19 protein-coding genes are annotated in these 19,582 nt (G+C 72.7%); 13 read left to right on the top strand and 6 right to left on the bottom strand.

What is annotated here, in order from left to right; translation table 11 throughout:
• Window positions 1-2 precede the first annotated feature (2 nt).
• Window positions 3-2,684: an ATP-binding protein gene (locus JIG36_RS29075; protein WP_203379594.1), complete on the bottom strand. Its 2,682-nt coding sequence runs from the start codon at window positions 2,682-2,684 to the stop codon at window positions 3-5.
• 60 nt (window positions 2,685-2,744) lie between these two features.
• Between JIG36_RS29075 and JIG36_RS29070 the strand changes: the two genes are divergently transcribed.
• Window positions 2,745-3,419: a DUF4386 family protein gene (locus JIG36_RS29070; RefSeq protein ID WP_203379593.1), complete on the top strand. Its 675-nt coding sequence runs from the start codon at window positions 2,745-2,747 to the stop codon at window positions 3,417-3,419.
• A 42-nt stretch (window positions 3,420-3,461) separates the two neighbouring features.
• Here the strand turns inward: JIG36_RS29070 and JIG36_RS29065 are convergent, their stop codons facing one another.
• Window positions 3,462-4,172, bottom strand: a complete 711-nt coding sequence (locus JIG36_RS29065; RefSeq protein ID WP_307872950.1) for a DedA family protein — start codon at window positions 4,170-4,172, stop codon at window positions 3,462-3,464.
• A 200-nt stretch (window positions 4,173-4,372) separates the two neighbouring features.
• Here JIG36_RS29065 and JIG36_RS29060 point away from each other — a divergent pair, with 200 nt between their 5' ends.
• Window positions 4,373-5,026 (top strand): GNAT family N-acetyltransferase, encoded by a 654-nt coding sequence (locus tag JIG36_RS29060; protein WP_203379592.1) that lies wholly within the window; start codon window positions 4,373-4,375, stop codon window positions 5,024-5,026.
• On the opposite strand, the gene JIG36_RS29055 is transcribed toward JIG36_RS29060, so the two are convergent.
• The 4 genes from JIG36_RS29055 to JIG36_RS29040 all read right to left on the bottom strand — a co-directional run bounded on the left by JIG36_RS29055 (window position 5,023) and on the right by JIG36_RS29040 (window position 8,267).
• Window positions 5,023-5,475, bottom strand: a complete 453-nt coding sequence (locus JIG36_RS29055; protein ID WP_203379591.1) for a 2'-5' RNA ligase family protein — start codon at window positions 5,473-5,475, stop codon at window positions 5,023-5,025. The two genes, JIG36_RS29060 and JIG36_RS29055, sit on opposite strands and share 4 nt — an antisense overlap.
• A gap of 2 nt (window positions 5,476-5,477) precedes the next feature.
• Window positions 5,478-6,539: a spore photoproduct lyase family protein gene (locus tag JIG36_RS29050; protein ID WP_203379590.1), complete on the bottom strand. Its 1,062-nt coding sequence runs from the start codon at window positions 6,537-6,539 to the stop codon at window positions 5,478-5,480.
• A gap of 96 nt (window positions 6,540-6,635) precedes the next feature.
• Window positions 6,636-7,355, bottom strand: coding sequence for an ABC transporter permease (locus JIG36_RS29045; protein ID WP_203379589.1), 720 nt, complete (start codon window positions 7,353-7,355; stop codon window positions 6,636-6,638).
• 30 nt (window positions 7,356-7,385) lie between these two features.
• Window positions 7,386-8,267 (bottom strand): ABC transporter ATP-binding protein, encoded by an 882-nt coding sequence (locus JIG36_RS29040; RefSeq protein ID WP_203379588.1) that lies wholly within the window; start codon window positions 8,265-8,267, stop codon window positions 7,386-7,388.
• Between the two features lie 108 nt (window positions 8,268-8,375).
• Here JIG36_RS29040 and JIG36_RS54245 point away from each other — a divergent pair, with 108 nt between their 5' ends.
• The 11 genes from JIG36_RS54245 (at window position 8,376) to rph (ending at window position 19,517) form a co-directional block, all read left to right on the top strand.
• A complete protein-coding gene (locus JIG36_RS54245; protein WP_203379587.1) occupies window positions 8,376-9,533 on the top strand; it encodes a sensor histidine kinase in 1,158 nt (385 codons plus the stop codon).
• Window positions 9,530-10,132 (top strand): response regulator transcription factor, encoded by a 603-nt coding sequence (locus JIG36_RS29030; protein ID WP_203379586.1) that lies wholly within the window; start codon window positions 9,530-9,532, stop codon window positions 10,130-10,132. The genes JIG36_RS54245 and JIG36_RS29030 overlap by 4 nt, the downstream gene beginning before the upstream one ends.
• Window positions 10,133-10,139: 7 nt before the next feature.
• Window positions 10,140-10,814, top strand: coding sequence for a GOLPH3/VPS74 family protein (locus JIG36_RS29025; protein WP_203379585.1), 675 nt, complete (start codon window positions 10,140-10,142; stop codon window positions 10,812-10,814).
• A 40-nt stretch (window positions 10,815-10,854) separates the two neighbouring features.
• The gene (locus tag JIG36_RS29020) at window positions 10,855-11,499 is read left to right on the top strand and encodes a hypothetical protein (protein WP_203379584.1); all 645 of its coding nucleotides are present in this window, start codon (window positions 10,855-10,857) and stop codon (window positions 11,497-11,499) included.
• A 140-nt stretch (window positions 11,500-11,639) separates the two neighbouring features.
• Window positions 11,640-12,350, top strand: coding sequence for an ABC transporter ATP-binding protein (locus JIG36_RS29015; protein ID WP_203379583.1), 711 nt, complete (start codon window positions 11,640-11,642; stop codon window positions 12,348-12,350).
• Complete coding sequence (locus JIG36_RS29010) at window positions 12,347-13,639, top strand: FtsX-like permease family protein (RefSeq protein WP_203379582.1); 1,293 nt, start codon at window positions 12,347-12,349, stop codon at window positions 13,637-13,639. Before JIG36_RS29015 ends, JIG36_RS29010 begins: the two co-directional genes overlap by 4 nt.
• Window positions 13,636-14,847 (top strand): sensor histidine kinase, encoded by a 1,212-nt coding sequence (locus JIG36_RS29005; protein ID WP_203379581.1) that lies wholly within the window; start codon window positions 13,636-13,638, stop codon window positions 14,845-14,847. Before JIG36_RS29010 ends, JIG36_RS29005 begins: the two co-directional genes overlap by 4 nt.
• 3 nt (window positions 14,848-14,850) lie before the next feature.
• Window positions 14,851-15,495 carry a response regulator transcription factor gene (locus tag JIG36_RS29000; RefSeq protein WP_203379580.1) on the top strand — a complete coding sequence of 215 codons (645 nt, stop codon included), beginning with the start codon at window positions 14,851-14,853 and terminating at the stop codon, window positions 15,493-15,495.
• Window positions 15,496-15,754: 259 nt separating this feature from the next.
• Window positions 15,755-16,318 carry an NAD(P)-binding domain-containing protein gene (locus JIG36_RS28995; protein WP_203379579.1) on the top strand — a complete coding sequence of 188 codons (564 nt, stop codon included), beginning with the start codon at window positions 15,755-15,757 and terminating at the stop codon, window positions 16,316-16,318.
• Entirely contained in the window at window positions 16,315-16,887 is a 573-nt protein-coding gene (locus tag JIG36_RS28990) for an NAD(P)/FAD-dependent oxidoreductase (protein ID WP_203379578.1), read from the top strand. The genes JIG36_RS28995 and JIG36_RS28990 overlap by 4 nt, the downstream gene beginning before the upstream one ends.
• Before the next feature lie 152 nt (window positions 16,888-17,039).
• The gene (gene rph, locus JIG36_RS28985; RefSeq protein WP_203379577.1) at window positions 17,040-19,517 is read left to right on the top strand and encodes a rifamycin-inactivating phosphotransferase; all 2,478 of its coding nucleotides are present in this window, start codon (window positions 17,040-17,042) and stop codon (window positions 19,515-19,517) included.
• Window positions 19,518-19,582 lie beyond the last annotated feature (65 nt).

Below are 19,582 nucleotides of genomic sequence, written 5' to 3'. Positions count from 1 at the left end.
GCCTACGGACGTTCGCCGTCCCCGAGTTCGGCCAGGGTGATCATCTCCAGCTCGCGGTCCCCGGCGTCGCGGGCGTTCTTCAGCACGGCTTCGAGCCCCGGGACGTCCCGTGCCAGGGCGGCCCGCAGATAGCGACCGTACGGGTCGTCGTAGTACCCGAGGGCCACGCTCAGCTCGGCTTCCGCCTCGTCGAGACGGCCCAGCTCCCGCAGTGCGCCCGCGCGCCGGGCCCGGGCGTAGGCCACGTTCCGCAGATCCCCGACCGAATCGGCTCGTCCGGCCGCTCGTTCCAGGGTCTCCAGGGCCTCGGCCGGCGGTTGCGCCCGGCCCAGGTTGGTCAGGTGCAGCGATTCGGCCGCGGTGAATCCGAGGCGGTGCGCGGCCTCAGCGGCGGCGCTGTAGTGGGCGGCGGCGTCGTCGGGGCGGTGTTCGGCCTGGGCCAGACCGCCGAGGATCGCCTGGGCGTGGCTCAGCGCCCAGGCGTCACCGAGCGGGGTCAGCCGCCGCAGCGCCTCGTCGCAGGCGGCGCGGGCCCGGCCGAGGTCACCGAGCCCGGTGCGGGCCCACGCCTCCAGCAGGGCCGCCGCGCCCGCTTCCCAGCCCGTGGCCGTTTCGCGGAACGCATCGAGGGCTTCGAGCGCGGCGGCCGGCTGCCCCTGCTGGCTGTGCAGGAAGGCGAGGAACAGGTCCGTACGGGGGAGGGGCGCGATGCGGCGGGCCCGATCCACATCGGAGAAGGCGCGTTCCAGGTCGCCGCCTGAGGCCTCGAACCAGGCTGCGAACAGCAGCGCGTCCACGCGTTGCTCGGCCGGGGCGCCGTCGAACAACGCCGACCGGCTGCGTGCGGCGGCCTCGCTGCCCGCGCCCAGGAACACCCAGGCCCAGCCGAACCCGGTGACGATCCGCAGGGCCAGCCCCGGGTCGTTCGCGCGCGCCCAGGCGACCGCGGCGTCGATGTCGGCCCGCTCGGCGCGGACGAAGGCCAGGGCGCTCGCCTGGCCCGGCCCGCGAAGGTCGGCCGCGGCGGCCATCGAGCCGTACCAGGCGGCGTGGGCGGCGGCGGCCGTTCCGGTGAGCCCGGCCTCGGCCAGGCGCTCCCGCCCGTAGGCGCGGACGCTGTCCAGCAGCCGGTACCGCGCGTCGGTGCCGACCTCGGCCACGGCCAGGGAACGGTCGACGAGCCGGTCCAGCACGTCGAGGGCGGCCGGCCCGGGCACGTCGAGCGCGGCCAGCACATGCTCGGCCGCCGCCAGGGGCGCGCCCGCGGCGAACGTGGCGAGCGCCCAGAGGCCGCGCTGGTCGTCCGGGAACAGCAGGTCGTAACTCCACCCGAGCGCCGCACGCAGGGTGCGCTGCCGAGGTGGGCGACGGCTGTTCGGGTCGGCCAGCAGCGTGAACCGGTCGTCGAGGCGGCGGGCGATCTCCCGTACGGGAAGCGCTTTGGCCCTGGCCGCGGCCAGCTCGATGGCCAGGGGCAGCCCGTCGAGCCGGCGGACGACGCGGCCGACATCCTCCTGCGGGTCGAGGCGGCGATGACGGGCGGCGCGCTCCCGGAACAGCTTTTCGGCGTCCTCGTGGGGCAGCGGGCCCAGCCCGTAGGTGGTCTCGCCCTCGATGCCAAGCGGGATCTGGCTGGTGGCGAGCACGGTGATGCCCGGCGCGGTGGTCAGGATCCGTTCGACGACCGGGCCGAGAAGGTCGGCCAGGTGTTCGCAGTTGTCCAGGACGAGCAGGGCGCGCAGGTTTCGCAGCCGGTCCAGGACCGTCGGTTCGACCGCCTCGGCCAGTGCGAAGGTCTCGCCGATGGCCTGCCACACCGTGTTTTGCGTGGTTTCCAGGCGGGTCAGCCAGCCGCCCCGGCCCCGGGCTGTCTCGACGGCCAGCCCGGTCTTGCCCACGCCGGCCGGGCCGACGACCGTCACCAGCCGGTTCTGCGACAGCAGCTCGCCGAGGCGGCGCAGGTCGCCGTCGCGGCCGATCAGCGGGCCGGACCGGGCGGGCAGGTTGCCGGCGGCGAGACCGCTGTCCTGCACCAGGATCCGGCGTTCCAGGTCGCGCAGCGCCGGCCCCGGGTCGAGGCCGAGCTCGTCGGCCAACCGCGCCCGGACCTGCCGGTAGGCGTCGAGGGCGTCGGCCTGCCGTCCGTCGCGGTAGAGCGCGGTGATGAACAGGCGCCACAGATTCTCGCTCAACGGTTGCGCGGCCACGAGCTGCTGCAGCGCGCCCGTGTCACCGGTGTCCAACAGCGTTTCCCCGTACGCCTCGGCCAACCGCCCCCGAGCCTCGGCCAGCCGCCCGCGCCAGGGTGCCAGCCACTCACCTTCACCCGCGTCGGGCAGCAGCTCATCGCCACGGAACAACTCCAGCGCCCCGGCGTCGGTGCGGCGCAGCACCTCCAGCGCGTCCACGTGCTCCGGTTCGACGTGCAGGGTGTAGCCGCCCGTGCCACCGGTGACAAGCCCCGCGTCGCCCAGCACCCGGCGCAGCTTGGACACTTTGGCCTGCAACACGTTCGGCGAGACCGGCCCGCCCCACAGGTCCTCGATGAGCCGTTCCGCCCGCACCGGCCGCCCCGCGTCGAGGGCGAGCCGGATCAGCACCTCGGTCGTCCGCCCGGCCGGAACGTCGAGCCGGACGCCGTCCCGCCGCAGGTCGACCGGGCCCAGAACCGCCACGGTCAGCACTGACGCAGCATATGGCGGCGGCGTCAGCCCAGCGTCAGCCGTTCCGGCGAAGCTGCCCCCATGACCCGCCGAGCCACCGCCGCCCTGCTGCTGACCGCCGCCGTGCTGACCAACATCGCCTTCACCGCGCTGGGCAGCGTCTTCGACTATCCCGACATCCTCCAGGAACCGACCGACGTCATCCTGGCCTCGTTCACCGCCCACCGGTCGGCCGTCGTGGGCTGGTTCGTGGTGCTGGCCCTGTCGGCGGCGTTGTTCGCCCCGATCGCCCTCGGCGTGGGTCGCCTCTCGCCCGCCCGGGCCATGCGCATCGCCGTACCAGTGGGCATCGCGGCCGCGGTGGTCCAGGTAGCCGGCCTGTCCCGCTGGTTCCTGCTGGTCCCCACCTACGCCGCCGACGGCAACATCTCCGCCTTCGAGACCGCCCACCACGTGCTCGGCACCCTGATCGGCGAGACCATCGGCTACGCCCTCACGGCTGCCTGGACCCTGCTGGTGCTGGCCGCTCTGGGCCGCTCCTTCACCGGCTGGTGGTTCGTCGCCCTGGGCGCCGTCTCCGCCACCCTGATCGCCACCGGCGTCCTTTCACCCCTCGGCGTGCCCGGCGTCGATTTCGCCAACTTCCTGGGCTACGTGCTGTGGAGCGTCTGGCTGGTCGCCTTCGCGGTGGTCCTGCTCTGGCGCCGCCGCCCCGTCCCGACCGCCCCGTCCGCTCGCACCGCCGCGGCCGCCTGAGCGCACGCCCAGCGCCTGCACCCCATCCGGTCGGCCGAGGCGTCAGCGGCGGTGGCTGCGGGGCCGGTCGCGGATCACCGGAAGGACCACCGTGGCGTCGGTGTCGGCGGCGCCTACCTTGGCGGCCCGCAGGCGCTGCCAGATGAAGTAGCCGATGCCGATCACGACGCCGGCGATGACGACCTTCTGGAAGATGCCGGCGTAGCCCTCGACACGGTGCCAGTTCTCGCCCAGGACGAAGCCGGCCGTGACGAAGATGGTGTTCCAGATGAAGCTGCCCAGGGTGGTCAGCACGGTGAACTTCCAGAAGCTCATGCGTTCGACGCCGGCCGGCAGCGAGATGAAACTCCGGAACAGCGGGACCATGCGGCCGAAGAAGACCGCCTTGGTGCCGTGCTTGGCGAACCACTCCTCGCAGCGGTCGAAGTCCTGCACCTTGACCAGCGGGATCAGCGCGACCAGGCTGCGGGTGCGCTCACGGCCGAGCAGGGCCCCGGCCCAATAGACGATGATCGCGCCGAGGACCGAGCCCAGGGTGGTCCAGAACAGGGCCTCGGGCAGGCTGAACACGCCCCGGCTGGCCGAGAACCCGGCCAGCGGCAGCACCAGCTCGCTCGGGATGGGCGGGAACAGGTTGTCGAGGCCGACGATCAGCGCGGCGCCCACACCGCCCAGCTGTTCCATCAGGCCGACGGCCCACCCGGTCAGCCCTCCGGACTCGGTGTCGGGGGCGGCTTCGGCGAGCACGGTCACAAACTCTCCTCGGTCAGCTCGGCACAGGACCCTCAGAAGTATCGGGGCTTTGCCTGAGAGTTCCCTGCCAGCCGCCCGGAGCCCCGGCCGGCGACGGCAGAGCGACCCGGCGGGGCCGCGACGGCAGAGCGACCCGGCGGGGCCGCGACGGCAGAGCGACCGGCCGGTGCCGGACGACGTGAAGTGATCTACTGGCCGGCATGCGGGACCTGATCGAGCGCTGGCAGCGGGGATGGGCGGTGGCCCGGCACGTGCCCGAGGCCGAAGATGTCGGCGGCGGGCTGCGCACCGAATGTCACCAGATGGGACGCGACATCGAGTACGTCGCGTCCGACCCGGAGGCGCTGCCCCGGCTGAGCGAGCTGGTGCTGGCCGAGCGCGACATCACCTGGCTGACCGTGCCCACGACCGACCCCGATGCGGTGGCGCACGCCGTGGAGACGTACGGGCTGGTGGTCCTCAAACGCTCCGAGCAGCTCATGACCATCAACCTCGCCGACCACCCGGCCGCCGAGGCGCTGGGCGGGGACTACCGCCTCCGGCAACGGCGCGACGGGGACGCCCTCACCGTCGAGATCGTCCAGGACGGCGGTGAGGTCGCCGCCCGGGGCTCGATGGGCCTGCACGCCCGCGACGCCATCGCCGACCGCATCGAGACCTACCCCGAACACCGCCGCCGCGGCCTGGCCGGCGTCGTCATGGGCGCCCTGGCCGGGTCCGCCCGTGAGGAGGGCGCCGACCACGGCCTGCTGATCGCCAGCGAGGACGGTCAGAAGCTCTACCGGGCTCTCGGCTGGCAGCCCGTGGCCGACGTCGTGATCGCCGCACCACCCGGAGTGACGTACCCGACCTAAAGGGCAATGACCGTCCGCACGGACGTGTCATAGCTCCGGGCCGCGACGAACGACCCCTCGACCCGCCCGAACGACGATGCCGCCGTGAGCGCCGCCGGGGAGGCGCGGAGGGCCAGGCTCACATGCGGCACCCATTCGGCCGGTGGCGGCCACGCCGAGGGCAGCGCCGACCACACCCGCTCGTGCATCTCCCGCAGCTGGTCGGTCACCTCGACCGGAAGCACCAACGCCCGCCCGAGCATCCGCGCCGCCCCGAACGACACCGCCACCGGCAGGGAGAGCGCCGGCAGCCCGTCCAGCGACGCCGCGGTCACCACGGTCAGGTGCGGCCGGTTCGTCGGGTGCCCGTGCGAAGCGAGGCTCGGCAACCCGGCGTCGAGCAGAAGACCCCATTGCTTCCGTACGGCGGAATCCAGCCCCTCATCCGGCAGAAGCTCGACGGTGTGCACGGTTAGAAGGCGTACCGGACCCGGCAGTAGGGCAGCCGCGCGCCGATCAGGTCGACCAGCGCCGCCACATATTGCCCCTTCGCGCCGGTGCGGTAGCGGACGTTCCACGAGCCGTTCTGCGACCTCTTGGGCTGCTGCAGCGAAGGCCGCCAGATCAGCTCCTCCGCCTTCGGGTGCCAGCCCAGGTTGACCTCGTGCAGGTCGCGGTTGTGGGTCAGGAAGATGACCTCGGCCGCCAGCTGGGCTCGCGCCGCCGCCCCGATCGACGCGTCCAGCTGGTCGAGCAGCTCCGCCCAGTCCTCCAGCCAGCCGTCGCGCACCACGACCGGGCTGAAGTTGACGTGCACCTCGTAGCCGGCCGCCACGAAGTCGTCGATCGCCGCCATCCGCTCGGCGATCGGGGAGGTCCGGATGTCCAGCAGCTTCGCGTCGCGCGCCGGCATCAGCGAGAAGCGGACCCGCGTACGCCCCTGGGGATCCCAGTCGAGCAGGTCGCGGTTCACGTGCTTGGTCGCGAACGACGCCTTCGCGGCCGGCATCCACCGGAACAGCTCGACCAGGTCGCGGACGTTGTCGCTGATCCGCGCGTCGACGCTGCAGTCCGAGTTCTCGCCGATGTCGTAGACCCAGGCGACCGGGTCGCACTCGTTCGGCGCCGGCTTCACCCCCTGCCGGGCGACATGCCTTTGCACGTACGCGGAAATCTTGTCGATGTTGGCGAACACGGTGATCGGGTTGCTGTAGCCCTTGTGGCGCGGCACATAGCAATAGGCGCAGGCCATCGCGCACCCGTTGGCGGTGGACGGCGCGATGAAGTCGGCCGAGCGCCCGTTGGGCCGGGCCGTCAGCGTCTTCTTCACCCCGAGGACCAGCGCCTCGCGTTTGATGCGCACCCACCGGTTCACGTTCGTCTCGTCGCCGTAGAGCTCGTCGATCCGGTTGTGGCTCTCGACCTCGACCAGCTGGGCGGCCGGGAAACGGGCCAGGACCTCTTTGCCGCGCGGAAGCTCGGCCGCGGCCGGCTCGACGTAGATGCGTCGGATGTCCAGCAGCTCAGAAGTCATGGCCCGTCCAGCATATCCGCCCAAATCACCCCTGGCGAGGCGGAGGGGTGGGCGCCGGTCCCGTCCGGATCACGTCGCAGAGGAGCGCGTGCAGGATCATCGGCGCGGCTCCCAGCGGAACATGCGGTGGGCGAACGAGACCGCGACGACGACCCAGGCGAACGTGGGCGCCAGCAGGATCAGCGAGTCGGACAGGGCGACCCCGCCGTTCCAGGCGTTGGTCACGAGCTCGGTCGCGGCGCCGCCGGGCAGCAGGCGCTTGAGCATGGTCAGTTCCTCGGTGCCGGTGATGCCGACCCAGCTGGCCACGGCGATCACCCCGAGGCTGACCGGCAGCGTGGTCACCTGCGCGTGCTCGGGCGAGTTGGTCACCCCGGCCGTGGCCAGCGCCAGGCCGATCATCATGGCGATGACGGCGATGACGGCCACCACGAGCAGCGGCACGTTGGACGGGGCGCCGGCGACCACACCGAACACCGTCAGAATTCCGGCCACCTGCACGGCCGCGATGACCGTGGCCGGCAGGATCAGGCCGCTCAGAATGCCGGCGTCGCTCTCGGCGGTGGACCGCAGGCGTTTGAGGAACAGGTTCTGCCGCCGCGAGGCGAGCGTGGTGACGGTGGTGGTGTAGAGCCCGAAGGCGCCGACCGTGAACATGACGATGGCCGCGATGTAGCCGAGGCTGGCGAACGAGGCGAACGCGTCGTGGCGGTAGATGAAGAACGCGCTGACCGCCACCGGCATGATGAAGCTGGTGACCAGCACCAGGCGGTTGCGGAAGATCTGGGTCAGCTCGGTGCGGGCGATGGCGAACATGAGGGGTCCTTCCGAAGAGAGGGTGACGCGTCAGGACTCGATGGCGCGGAACACGTCGTCGAGCCGGGTCGGCCCGGCCGAGAGGTCGCGCAGGTCGACCGCGTTGTCCTGGGCCCAGGCGAGCAACAGGTTCAGGTCCTTCTGCAGGCCGAACGTCTCGACCAGCACCGCGCCGTCGGCGCCCACGGTGGCGGCCAGGGGCAGCGCCGGCACCGGGCCGTCCAGCGTGAACTTGATGACCGACGGCAGCGTGCGGGTCAGTTCGGTGACCGTGCCCTCGCGGTGGAAGACACCCTGGTGCATCAGGCCGATGCGGTCGGCGCGCTGTTGCGCCTCCTCGAGGTAGTGCGTCGTCAGCACAACCGTGGAGCCGTTCTCGCGCAGGCGGTCGACGGCCTGCCACAGGTGGTCGCGCGACTGGATGTCCAGGCCGGTCGTCGGCTCGTCGAGGAAGATGAGCTCCGGGGTGCCGTAGACGGCGGTGGCGAAGTCGAGCCGCCGCTTCTCGCCGCCGGACAGCTGGGACACCAGGGTGCCCGCCTTGCCGGTGAGGCCGACGATGTCGATGACCCGGCCCACGTCGTCCGTACGCCGGGTCAGCCGGCCGATCAGCCCGACCGACTCGCGGACGGTGAGGTCGGGGGAGAAGCCGCTCTCCTGCAGCATGATGCCCATGCGGGGCCGCACGGCGCGGCGGTCGCCGGGGCTGTGCCCGAAGACCCGCACGGTGCCCGAGCTCGGCGTGCGGTGGCCCTCGACGGCCTCCAAGGTCGAGGTCTTCCCGGCGCCGTTGGTGCCGAGCAGCGCATAGAGCTCCCCGGGCCGCACCTCGAACGTGAGGTCCTTGACGGCGTGGAAGTCGCCGTACTTGAGGTTGAGGCGTTCGACTTCGATGACTGGCGTTGTGGACATGACTTGATGACACCGCGGAACCGGCCCGGCGGTCAGTGCCGCAGTGTCATGCGTGGATATGACGTGGTGTCACTGTGCGGCCGCCCGGACGATCCGAATACTGGTGGGGTGAAGGCCCGACCGCTGCACCTCACCGAGCTGACCCAGGGACGCCTGCGCCGGCTCAACCTCTACACGGCGCTGCCCCCGCTCATTCTGGCGGCGGTCGTCGTGGTGGCGGTCGATGTCGGCGCGTGGTGGCACGTCCTCGTGCTCGCGCCCGGCGTCATCGCGGCGATCGTGGCCTTCGAACGCTGGACGGCCAACGACATCGGCCGCGTGTTCTGGCCGTGCCTGGCCGTCGCGGCGCCCGTGTGGCCACTCGGCGTGCTGCTCGTCGGCAGCCCCAACGCGTACTGGGGTGTCGCCAGCGTGGCGTCGCTGGGCCTGCCCCGGCTGCCGGGCCGGCGCTACCTGGCCGGGGCCGGGCTGGTCGTCTTCGTGGCCGCGATCGGGGCCCTGCGCCTGGCGGTCGGGCCCGACGACGACCGGATCCGGGTCGGGGCCGCGCGTTTCCTGGTCGGGGACAACGAGATCCTGCTCAGTTACGTGCTCGTCCCGACCGCCTTGACCGTGTTCATCACGGTGCTGTCGTTCGTCGGTGAGCGGTTCTACGACATCGTCCAGGAGCTTGAAATGTCCCGGGAACGCGAGGCCGAACTGGCCGTCATCCGTGAACGCGTGCGCTTCGCCGGCGATCTGCACGACATCCAGGGGCACACGCTGCACGTCGTCAAGCTGAAGACCGCGCTGGCGCAGAAACTCGTGCACAGCGACCCCGACCGGGCCGCCGACGAGCTGCGCGAGATCCACGGCCTGGTCAGCGACACGATCAGACAGACCAAGGAGCTTGCGTACGGGCAACGGCGGCTGAACCTGTCGGCCGAGCTCGAGAACGCGAAGAACCTGTTCGAGGCGGCCGGGATCCGGGTCCGCATCACGCGCGAGGCCGAGGCCGAGGCCCGGGTGAGCGAACTGCTCGGCCAGGTGCTGCGCGAGACGACCACGAACATCCTGCGCCACGCCCAGGCGACCCAGGTGCGCATCACCCTGTCGGCCGCGGGCATCACGATAGTGAACGACGGCGCCCCGGCCGGGGAGGTGGTGCTGCGCGGGCTCTCGGCCCTGCGGCAGCGGCTCTCCGAGGACGGCGGCGTGCTGACCGCGTCGGTCATGGCGGGCGAGTTCACCACGGCCGCCTCCTACCCGACGGCCGATGTGCGATGACGACCGTGGTGCTGGCCGACGACGAGGCCCTGCTGCGCAAGGCGATGGCCGCCCTGCTGCCGATGGAGGGCGACATCACCGTGCTGGCCGAGGCCTCCGACGGTGAACAGGCCGTGGCCGAGACGCTGCGGCTCGAACCGGACGTGCTCGTGATCGACCTGGAGATGCCGAACGTGGACGGGCTGGGCGCGGTCGCCGCGATCCGCCGGGAACGGCCCCGGCAGGTGATCCTCATGCTCACCCGGCACGCCCGTCCCGGCGTCCTGCGCAAAGCGTTGAAGCTGGGGGTGCAGGGGTTCGTGAGCAAGTCGGCCGAGCCGGCGCACATCGCGACCGTCATCGCGACCCTGAACTCGGGCAAACGCTGGATCGACCCCGAGGTCTCGGCCCTCGCCGTCATCGACGACTGCCCGCTCACCGACCGCGAGCTCGACGTGCTGCGGGTGACCGGCGAGGGCTACTCGGTGGCCGACATCGCCGCCCAGCTCCACCTGGCCCAGGGGACCGTCCGCAACTACCTGTCCAACGCCATGCAGAAGACCCAGACCCAGACCCGGCACGAGGCGGCACGCTACGCCCGCGAACACGACTGGCTGTGAGGTAACGATGCTCGTAGTGGAAGACCTGATGCTGCTCCTGCTCGACGACGAGACCGGGACCCCGGCCGCCGCGGGCACCCTGCCCTACACGCTCGGCGGGGCCGTCCTGGTCGAGCTCGCGTTGCTGGGCCGCATCGAGGCCGACAGCGCCCAGGGACTCAACGGCCCCAAGGTGTACGCGGTGGGCGACGGGCCGCTGGAGGATCCGTTGCTGCAGGAGGCGTACGACAAGGTCGCCGAGAAGCCGCGCGGCGCGCAGACCTTGCTGCTGACGATCGGCAGCAAGCTCTGGGACCCGGTCGTCGAGCGTCTGATCGAGCGGGGCCTGATCCGCCGCGAGAAGAAGCGGGTGCTCGGCCTGTTCAAGATGACCATGCTCCCGGCCGCCGACACCGAGTACGAGGCGGCCCTGCGCGACCGGATCCGGGCCGTGCTGGTCGACGGCGCGGAACCCGACCCCCGGACGGCGGCTCTGATCGCTCTGCTCTCGTCGAGCGGCGCGCTGCCGCAGCTCCGTCCCCAGCTGGCGTGGTCGTCGGCGGTCATCAAGCGGGCCAAGGAACTCGAGCAGGGCAACTGGGGCGCCGTGGCCCTCGACACCGTCGTGACCCGCACCGCGGCCGCGATCGCCGTGTCGACTGCCGTCGCCGCGGTCACCGTGACCACCCCGCCCTCCTCCTGAAGTTCGCGGAATCGCAACACAACCGCTCTAGATTGAGCGGGTGTTCGTCTTCGGCGAGGAGGGCGCCCCGTCCCGCCGCTTCGGCCCCGTCACGATTCTGGTGTTGCTCGTGGTGACGGCCGGCGCGGTGGCCGCCGTGCTGTGGAGTCCGCAGCCACGGCGTCAGGCCGCGCCGGCCCGCTCGGCCCAGCCGGCCCCGGGATGCCCGCTCGGCGACGGCCTGACCGTCTCCACCTACGCCGACGAGAACGGCGAACCGATCGATCCCAAGGCCCTCGACGACTATCTGCTGCGGTGGGAGGCCGACCAGTGCGGCCCCGAGGTGGCGGCCGACCCGGCCCGGCTGCAGCTGGCGGCGTCCTGGGTCGTGAGCACCCAGGCCGGCAAGATCAATACCGGGCTGAACGCCGTGCTCTGCCCGCTCCCGGAATCCTGTTCCCGCCGCCGGTCGGCCGCGGGGGAGGACGTCGACGTCGTGCGGGCCGCCCTGCGGAAGATGGGATACCCGGCGGCCGAGGTCCGGCGCCCGCAGGAGGGCGACGGGGTGCCGTACGACAGCGTTGTCTACGGGATCCCGCTCGACCGGTCGGCGTGCCTGGTGTCGTACGTACGCATGGGTTCCGGGGTGGTCAGCCTGCCGCCGGTCGGCCGGTTGCGGACGGGCGGCTGCCTGCGCCCGGTCTGAGGTGCGGACAACCGCCCGCCGGTCCGGCCGGTTGCGGACGGGCGGCTGCCTGCGCCCGGTATAGAGGTGCGGATAACCGCACCTGCGCGGGGACGGCCGGCTCGGATGTGCCGTCGTCCCGCGCTGACCAGAGTGGACGCATGGAATCCGTGATCTCGCTGACCTCGGTGTCGCGACGTTATCCCCGCGGCGTGCAGGCGCTGCGCGACGTGTCCCTCGGCATCCCGGCCGGGCAGTTCGTGGCCGTGATGGGCGCGACCGGCTCGGGCAAGAGCACCCTGCTGCACTGCGCGGCCGGCCTGGACCGCCCCGACGGCGGCCGGGTGCGGCTGGCCGGGCAGGACATCACCCGCATGCGCGAGGCCCGCCTGACCCGGCTGCGGCGTGACCGGGCCGGCTTCGTCTTCCAGTCCTACAACCTGCTCTCCGAGCTGACCGTGCGGCAGAACGTGGCGCTGCCGGTGCGGCTCGGTGGCCCGCGCGCCCGCACCGTGGACGAGGTGCTGGGACTGGTCGGCCTGGGCGGGCTCGGCGACCGGCCGGTGGGGGAGCTTTCGGGCGGCCAGCGGCAACGGGTCGCGGTGGCCCGGGCACTGGTCACCGCGCCCGCCGTCGTCTTCGCGGACGAGCCGACCGGCGCGCTGGACCCGGCCACCGGAGCGCACATCCTGCGGCTGCTGCGCACGGCGGCCGACCGCGACGGCGTGACCGTGCTGATGGTGACCCACGACCCGGCCGCGGCCGCCTGGAGCGACCGGCTGGTGCTGCTGCGCGAGGGCGCCGTGGCCGATGACGGCCCGGCCGCCGACGCGACCCGGATCGCCCACCAGCTCCAGGCGGTGGCCGCGTGATCCGGCAGGCGTTCCGGGCCAACCCGTGGGCCTTTCTCGGCCCGGCCGCGACCCAGGCCCTCGCTGCCGCGCTCGTCACCACCGGTCTGGGCCTGACGGCGTCGCTCGACGGGGTGCCGCCGGACAACGGGATCGCCGACCTCGGGATCATCTTCACGCTCTCCTCGGCCTATCTCACCGTGCTGGTCGTCGGCGTCACCATGGGCACCGCGATCGCCGGCCAGGCCCGCGACATGGCGCTGGTCCGCACGATCGGGGCCACCCCGGGCCGGGTCCGGCGGGCCATCGCCGCCCAGGCCGTGCTGGTCGCGCTGCCCGCTACCGCCGCCGGCATCCCGCTCGGCCTGCTCGCCGGCTACGCCTGGTGGCACGGGCTGGCCGGGGCCGGGGTGGTGCCGTCCGAGGCCACGTTCCGGGTGTACGGCGGCACAGTTCCCATCGCGTACGCGGTCACGGTCGGCACCTCGTTGCTGGGCGCACTGGTCGCCGCGATCCGGCCGTCCCGGCTGCGGCCCTCGGTGGCCCTGACCGAGGCGCTGGTGTCGCGGCGGGGCCGGGGACGGGTCCGTACGGCGATCGGTGTTCTGTTGCTGGCCGGCGGCGTCACGCTGGCCGTGGTGATCAGCGGGTTCGACGCCGCGACGGCCGACCAGGCCGGGCTGTTCGTCATGCTCGCCATGTGCGTCGGGGCCGGTCTGCTCGGCCCGGTGCTGCTGCGGGTCACGCTGCCGGTCGTCCGCCGGCTCGGCCCGGTCGGCGCGCTGGCCGCCGACGCCGTCACCGCCCGCGCCCGCTCGTTGTCGGGGGCGCTGGTGCCGCTCACCCTGGCCGTGGCCTTCGCCGCGTTCACCGTTGTGCTGGGCACCACGACCGCGCATGTCACCGGTGTCGCCGCCCCGGCCGCCGACCGGTGGCTGGAATACTCTGGAACCGGTGCCTACACCGCGTTCGCCGCCGTCGCCGCGGTCAACACCCTGCTGACCGTCATGCACGCCCGGCGGCGGGAACTCGCGGTCGTCCGGCTCGCCGGCGGCACCCGCGGGCGCACGCTGGCCGTGGTGGTCTGCGAGGCTCTGGTGGTGACGAGCACCGCGCTGGCGGCCGGGGCCGCGGTCGCCGCGACCACCCTGCTGCCCCTCCTGCACACCGCCCTGGGCACGTGGCGGCCCTGGCTGCCGGTGTCGTGGCTGGTCGCCGGCATCGCGGGAACCACCGCTCTCGTCTTCGCGGGCATGGTCGGGCCGGCCGCGGCCGCGCTGCGCCGCCCGCCGATCGAGGTGGCCGGGTGATCCTGCTGCGGGTGTGGACGACCGGCCGGATGTGGCGGGAACTGCTCTACGTGCTGACCGCGGCCGTGTTCCGCCTCCCGGCGTTCGCCCTGGCGCTGCTCGGCATCGTCGCGGGCGCGCTGTCGGTGCTGGTGTTCGGGCTCGGGCTGCTGGCCGCGGTGCTGTTCACCGCCCGGCGCGGCGTGCGCTGGTTCCGCGCCCCGGCCCGCCGCCTGCTCGGCTGGAACTGGCCCGACCCGCCACCGCCGGCCGCGCCGACCCGGTGGGGGCGGTTCCTCGCGCTGTTCGGCGACTCCACCGCGTGGCGGGCGCTGGCCTACTGCTTCGTCAGCTTCCCGGTCATCTACGCCGGCGCCTACGGCACGCTGATCGCCCTCGGCACCGGCCTGGTGGCGGTGACCTACCCGGCCTGGTGGTTCCTCGACCCCGAAGGGCTCGGCGTCGAGGCGCACACCTGGCCGCAGACGTGGCGCGAGGCCGGCCTGGGCCTGCTGTTGCTGCTGGCCGTGCCGTGGCTGCTGCGGCTGGTCGTGCTGGTCGACGGCGTTCTCGTCCGCGGGTTGCTGCATCCCGGCCCGGCGGCCCGGCGCATCGCGGCGCTCGAGGCGGCCCGGGCCGCGCTGCGGGAAGATGCCGCGGCCCTGCTGCGCCGGGTCGAGCGCGACCTGCACGACGGCACCCAGGCCCGGCTGGTGTCGCTGGGCATGACCCTGTCGCGCATCGAACGGCAGAGCACCGAGCCGCCCGTACGCGAGGTGGCCGCCGACGCCCGCCGCACGGTGACCGAGGCCCTGGCCGAACTGCGCGACATCGTCCGCGGCATGCACCCGCCCGCCCTCGACGACGGCCTCGACGTCGCGCTGACCAGCCTGGCCGGGCGCAGCGCGGTGCCCGCGTCGGTCGCCGTCGACCTCACCACGAGACCACCCGACGCGACGGCGTCGGCGCTCTACTTCGCCGCGGCCGAGCTGCTCACCAACATCGCCCGGCACGCGGGCGCGACCCGGGCCGAGATCCGGCTGCGCGAGGAGGGCGACCGGCTGACCCTGGTCGTCCACGACGACGGCCGGGGCGGGGCGGGGACCGGCGCCGGCGGCACCGGCCTGAGCGGACTCACCCGCCGGGCCGAGGCCCTCGACGGCGCCCTGCACGTCAGCTCGCCCGAGGGCGGCCCCACCACCGTCACCATGACCGTCTCCCGGGAGTGAGAAGTGCGCGTCGTCATCGCCGAGGACAATCCGTTGCTGCGCGACGGGATCGTGCTGCTCCTGCGCGAGCACGACATCGAGGTGGCCGCGGCCGTCGACAACGCGGAGACGCTGCTGGCCGCGGTCGCCGAGCACCGGCCCGACGCCGCGGTGGTCGACGTGCGGATGCCGCCCGACCACACCGACGAGGGGCTGCGGGCCGCGCTCACCATCCGGGCCGAGCACCCGTCGGTCTCCGTGCTCGTGTTCTCGCAGTGGATCGAGACGAGCTATGCCCGGCGGCTGCTCTCCGAGCACAGCGGCCACGTCGGCTACCTGCTCAAGGACCGGATCGTGAGCACCGGCGAGTTCGTCGAGGCGCTGCGCCGGGTCGCCGCCGGTGGCACCGCCCTCGACCCGGAGGTGGTGCGGCACCTGCTCGCCGCCCCGTCGGCCGACGCCGGTCTGGCCCGGTTGTCCGCCCGCGAACGCGAGATCCTGGGGCTGCTGGCCGAGGGGCGCTCCAACATCGCCATCGCCGAGCTGCTGCACCTGGCCGACCGCAGCGTCGAGAAGCACGTGACCGCCATCTTCACCAAACTCGACCTGCCGCAGGACCGCTCCGACCACCGCCGCGTGCTGGCCGTGCTGCGCTACTTGCGCGCCTGAGATTTCCGGGCGCCAGCCTCGCGCTGGCCCGTGCCGCCTTCGCGCTGGCCCGTCCCGCCTTCGCGCTGGCCCGTGCCGCCTTCGCGCTGGCCCGTGCCGCCCTCGCGCCGCCTCGCGCCGCCCTTGCGGGGCCCGGGCGCCTCGCATTGCCCCGCACCACCGCGCGCTGCCTTGCGGCCTCGCGCCGCGTTGCGCGGTGCCGGAGATTTCCGGGCACCCCGGATGTACCGCGGAACATGAATCGAGCACACTTCTGCGCATGGGAAGTGTGACTGTGCTCGGCGCCGGGGCGGCCGGGCTCGCGGTGGCGGCTCAGCTGAAGGCGCGCGGCGTGGAAACCGTCGTGCTCGAGCGCGGGCCCGCGGTGGCCACCAGCTGGCGGGGCCGCTACGACCGGTTGCGCCTGCACACCGTCCGGCGGCTGTCCGGCCTTCCCGGGTTCGCCATTCCCCGGCAGTACGGCCGGTGGGTGCGCCGCGACGACCTGGTGCGCTACCTGGAGGCGTACGCGGAACGTTTTGGTCTTGACGTGCGGACCTCGACAACCGTGGAGCGGGTCAAGCCGGGCGACGGCGGATGGTCGTTGCGCCTCGCCGACGGATCCGAGCACACGACCCGCACCCTGGTCGTGGCGACCGGATATCTGCACACGCCGGTGGTGCCGCAGTGGCCGGGCCTCGCGTCGTGGAGCGGCGAGCTGAGGCACTCGGCCGAATACCGCAACGCCGAGCCGTTCCGGGGGCGGAACGTTCTGGTCGTGGGCCGGGCAACAGCGGCGCCGAGATCGCCACCGACCTGGCCGAGGGCGGCGCGGCCTCGGTGAGTCTCGCCATCCGCACGCCACCGCACATCGTGCGCCGCACGACGGCCGGCTGGCCCGCGCAGATGAACGGGCTGCTGCTGGGGCGGCTGCCGGAACGGCTCTTCAACCCGATGGCCGCGGTGATGGCCCGCCTCGAGATTCCGGACCTGAGGCCGTACGGGATCGCCCGCCCGGCCGAAGGCCTGAAGACGCGCCTGCGCACGGGGCGTTACGTGCCGCTGCAGGACGTGGGGATCGTGCGCGACGTCGTGGCGCGGCGCGTGCGCCCGGTCGCGGCCGTGACGGGGTTCGACGAGAACTCGGTGCGGCTGGCCGACGGCACGAGCGTGCAGCCGGACGTGGTCATCGCGGCCACCGGCTACGGCACCGGCCTGAGTGACCTGTTCGAAGACCCGTCCCTGCTGGATGACACCGGTGTTCCCCTGGTGCACGGTGGGGCGCCGGCCCGGCCGGGTCTGTACTTCGTGGGATACGACGTCACGCTGGGCGGGATGCTGCGGCAGGCGGCGATCGAGTCGCGACGGGTGGCCCGCGCCGCCGCCCCGCATCAGCCACGAAACGGACGCTGAGACCTCAGCCCGAAACAGGCGCTGAGACGCGAAAAGCAGGGAGAACACCTCCCTGCCACCTCTAACGTATATCGCACCCCGGGGCTTGCGGCAAGGCCCGGGCCGTCACGCAGAATCGTCGGCCGAGGTTGAATCGGGCGGGGGTAATGCGAATGATCGAGCAGTACGTACTGGGCTTCGACGAGATCGACCGGACGCTGGTGGCGGCGGTCGGGGGCAAGGGCGCTCATCTGGGTGAACTGTCGAGGATCGACGGGGTGCGGGTGCCGCCCGGCTTCTGCGTGACGACGGCGGCCTTCCGGCGGGTGGTGGACTCGCTCGACCTCGATGACATCGGTGACGCACGGGCGGCCATCGAGGCGGCCCCGATGCCGGACGAGGTCGCCGAGGCGATCGCCCGGGCGCTGACCGATGGCCCGTACGCGGTGCGGTCCAGCGCGACTGCCGAGGACCTGCCGACCGCCTCCTTCGCCGGGCAGCAGGACACCTACCTCAATGTCACCGGTGTCGACGCCGTGATCGAGCACGTCCGCAAATGCTGGGGATCGCTGTTCACCGAGCGGGCCGTCGTCTATCGCGAGCGCAACGGGTTCGACCACCGCCGCGTACGGATGGCCGTGGTCGTGCAGCAGATGGTGTTCCCGCAGGCGTCGGGCATCCTGTTCACCGCCGACCCGGTCACCGGCAACCGCAAGGTGACCACCGTGGACGCCGGGTTCGGGCTCGGCGAGGCGCTGGTCTCGGGACTGGTCAACCCGGACGTCTACCGGGTGCGTGACGGCGCGATCGTCGACCGGGCCGTCGCCGCCAAGGAGCTCGCCGTCGAACCCGCGCCGGGCGGCGGAACCCGCGAGGTGACGGTCGACCCGCAGCGCCGGGAACAGCCGGCGCTCACTGACGAACAGGTCGTCGAGCTGGCCGGGCTGGGGCGCCGGATCGAGGCCCATTTCGGCCGCCCGCAGGACATCGAGTGGTGCCGGGACGGCGACGGCTTCGCGATCGTCCAGAGCCGCCCGATCACCACGCTCTACCCGGTTCCCGAGGCGGCCGACGACCGCAACCACGTCTATGTCTCGGTCGCCCACCAGCAGATGATGACCGACCCGATGAAACCCCTCGGGATCTCCTGCTGGCAGCTGACCGCCATGGCCCCGATGGTCGCGGCCGGCGGTCGCCTCTGGGTCGACGCCACCCGGCATCTGGCCACCCCCGCGAGCCGCGACGCCCTGCTGGACATGTCGGGCCGCTCCGACCCGCTGGTGGCCGACGCCCTGCGGACCGTCATCGCCCGCGAAGGCTTCGTCCCGTCCCAGCCCGACGCCGCCCCGGTCCGGCTGCCCGGCGGTGGCGCGCCCGCCGCCATCGGCAACGATCCGGCCGTCGTGACCGAGCTGATCAAACGCAGCGAGGACTCGCTGGCGACGCTGAAACGCGACATCGCTTCGAAGACCGGGCCCGAGCTGTTCACGTTCCTGCTCGAGGCGTTCGAGGAGCACAAGCGGGTGCTGGCCGACCCGCTCAGCATGCAGGCCATCATGGCGGGCATGCAGGCCACGTGGTGGCTCAACGACCACCTGCTCGACTGGCTGGGCGAGAGGAACGCGGCCGACACGCTCACCCTGTCCGCGCCCGGCAACATCACCTCGGAGATGGGGCTCGACCTGCTCGATGTCGGTGACGCGCTCCGCTCGTACGGGGAAATCGGCAGCCCGGAATTCCTCGCGCGACCCCCGGCCGCCTTCCGGGCCTATCTCGACCGCTACGGCATGCGGTGCGCCGGCGAGATCGACATCACCCGGCCCCGGTGGAGCGAGGAGCCGGCCACGCTGGTGCCGCTGATCCTCGACAACATCCGGGCGTTCGAGCCGGGCGAGGCGGCCCGCAGGTTCGACCACGGCCGGCGCGAGGCCGCGGCGAAGGAGCAGGAGGTGCTGGCGCGGCTGCGGGAACTGCCGGATGGTGAGGCCAAGGCGGCCGAGACCAAACACATGATCGACCGGGTCCGCACCTTCATCGGCTACCGCGAATATCCCAAGTACGGGATCATCAGCCGCTACTTCGTCTACAAGCAGGCGCTGCTGGGTGAGGCCGACCGCCTGGTGGCCGCGGGCGTGCTGCGCGACCGCGAGGACATCTACTTCCTCACGTTCCCAGAGCTTTCCGACGCCGTACGGGATCAGGCCGTCGACAACGCACTGATCGACCGCCGCCGTGCGGAGTTCGGGACGTTCGCGGCTCTCACCCCGCCCCGGGTTCTCACCTCCGAGGGCGAGTGCCTCAACGGTGCCTACCGGCGGGACGACCTGCCCGCCGGGGCCCTGGCCGGCCTGCCGGTCTCGGCCGGAACCGTCGAGGGCCGCGCCCGGGTCGTCCTGGACATGGCCCGGGCCGACCTCGAACCGGGTGACATCCTGGTCACCGCGTACACGGATCCCAGCTGGTCGCCCGTGTTCGTCGCCGTCGCCGGCCTGGTCACCGAGGTCGGCGGCCTGATGACCCACGGCGCGGTGATCGCCCGCGAGTACGGGCTGCCCGCGGTCGTCGGCGTCGACCGCGCGACCCGGCTGATCCGCGACGGTCAGCGGATCCGCGTGCACGGCGCCGCCGGTTACGTCGAGCTGCTGGACTGAAGTTGTCGGGCGTGCGTGGCGCGGCCGGTTCCGTCGAGCGGCTGGGCTGAAATTGGCTGGCGGGC

The sequence above is a fragment of the Paractinoplanes ovalisporus genome (assembly GCF_016834655.1).
Classification (GTDB): domain Bacteria; phylum Actinomycetota; class Actinomycetes; order Mycobacteriales; family Micromonosporaceae; genus Actinoplanes; species Actinoplanes ovalisporus.
Note: the sequence above shows the minus strand (reverse complement) of the source record. Positions and strands in the feature narration are given on the sequence as shown.

Bases quoted from the DNA above. Each gene is read 5' to 3' on its own strand.
- JIG36_RS29060 (WP_203379592.1), top strand. From the start codon at position 4,373: ATGCGGGACCTGATCGAGCGCTGGCAGCGGGGATGGGCGGTGGCCCGG.
- rph (WP_203379577.1), top strand. From the start codon at position 17,040: ATGATCGAGCAGTACGTACTGGGCTTCGACGAGATCGACCGGACGCTG.
- JIG36_RS29025 (WP_203379585.1), top strand. From the start codon at position 10,140: ATGCTCGTAGTGGAAGACCTGATGCTGCTCCTGCTCGACGACGAGACC.
- JIG36_RS29015 (WP_203379583.1), top strand. From the start codon at position 11,640: ATGGAATCCGTGATCTCGCTGACCTCGGTGTCGCGACGTTATCCCCGC.
- JIG36_RS29070 (WP_203379593.1), top strand. From the start codon at position 2,745: ATGACCCGCCGAGCCACCGCCGCCCTGCTGCTGACCGCCGCCGTGCTG.
- JIG36_RS29045 (WP_203379589.1), bottom strand. From the start codon at position 7,355: ATGTTCGCCATCGCCCGCACCGAGCTGACCCAGATCTTCCGCAACCGC.
- JIG36_RS29050 (WP_203379590.1), bottom strand. From the start codon at position 6,539: ATGACTTCTGAGCTGCTGGACATCCGACGCATCTACGTCGAGCCGGCC.
- JIG36_RS29030 (WP_203379586.1), top strand. From the start codon at position 9,530: ATGACGACCGTGGTGCTGGCCGACGACGAGGCCCTGCTGCGCAAGGCG.
- JIG36_RS28995 (WP_203379579.1), top strand. From the start codon at position 15,755: ATGGGAAGTGTGACTGTGCTCGGCGCCGGGGCGGCCGGGCTCGCGGTG.
- JIG36_RS29040 (WP_203379588.1), bottom strand. From the start codon at position 8,267: ATGTCCACAACGCCAGTCATCGAAGTCGAACGCCTCAACCTCAAGTAC.